This is a genomic window from Bradyrhizobium sp. 31Argb (assembly GCF_043638955.1).
Classification (GTDB): Bacteria; Pseudomonadota; Alphaproteobacteria; order Rhizobiales; family Xanthobacteraceae; genus Bradyrhizobium.
The window spans coordinates 1-1,135 of record NZ_JBEGDB010000617.1 but is presented as its reverse complement, the minus strand read 5'-3'; the positions used below and the strand labels follow the sequence as shown (position 1 = coordinate 1,135).

Sequence of the window (1,135 nt, the reverse complement as noted above, 5' to 3'; positions counted from 1 at the left end):
TTAGGCTGCCGCCGCGGCGGCGTTGAAGGGGGTTTGATCGACGAGCATGCGGTGCATGATCACCGCCAGCCGGCGCGCGAGCGCCACCTTGGCCTTGCTCATGCCGGCGCGCCGGGCGATCCGCATCGCCCAGCTCTTCAATTGCGCACAGCCCTTGACCGGCTTGGTCAGCATGATGTGGGCGGCCTCGTAGAGCGCCGTGCGCACCGCGCCGTCGCCGATCTTGCTGATCCGGCCGGTGTAGTCGGTCTCGCCGGACTGATGCTTCTTCGGCGTCAAGCCGAAATGGGCGCCCACCTGCTTCGATGATGTGAACCGTCCCGGATCGTCGATCGCACTGGCATAGGTCAGCGCCACGATCGGGCCGACGGCCGGGACCGAGGTCAGCAGCTGGGCCTGCTGGTCGGCTCGCACCATCCTGCGGGTCTGCTTCTCGAAGGCCGCGAACTCCTTCCGTAGGATCTCGCGGACCGCCAACAGCGCAGCGGCGATCCGCTCAAGATGTGGATGGCCCGCGACGAGTTCCTGGATCCGCCCCGCAAACGCCCGCGCCGTCACCTTGCCGACCTTGAGGCCAAAGCCGCGCAGGATCCCGCGCAGGCTGTTCTCGACGTCGAGAAGCTTCGCTTGCACCAGCTTGCGCGCGGTCAGCAGCGATCGCGTCTCCTGCGCGCTCAGCGACTTGCAATGCACCGGGCGGAACCAACCCAGCCGCATCAGCTGCGCAATCCCGCGCGCATCGTTGCGGTCCGACTTCACCGGCATGGCCTTGAACGCATTCCGCACGTGTCGCGTCTCCAGCAGCTCCACGGCAAGCCCGGCCGCCTTCATCGCCGCAAACAGCCATTGCGACAAGGGTCCGGCCTCCAGCCCGATCCGCTCAAGACCGAAGCCGAGCGAGCCGAACCAGGCGATCAGCGCCTCCGGCTCGCTCGCCACCTTCGCCTCCCGCACGATCTTGCCGTTGGCGTCAACCACACACACGCTCGAGCATTCCAATGACACGTCGATTCCGGCATAGTGCTCCATGGTCGTCTCTCCGCGATGTTTGGAGCGAGGTTCATCCTCGACTCCGTCACACCATCAATGTGAGGGACGACCGCCCGCCCTCCAAGCGAGCCGCGCGCAGCGCGCC

Annotated in this window: 1 protein-coding gene; it reads right to left on the bottom strand. The window is 66.7% G+C overall.

Going from position 1 to position 1,135, the window contains the following annotated elements; genetic code table 11:
• Window positions 1-1,029: an IS110 family transposase gene (locus AAFX91_RS41855; RefSeq protein WP_394570368.1), complete on the bottom strand. Its 1,029-nt coding sequence runs from the start codon at window positions 1,027-1,029 to the stop codon at window positions 1-3.
• Window positions 1,030-1,135: the final 106 nt, after the last annotated feature.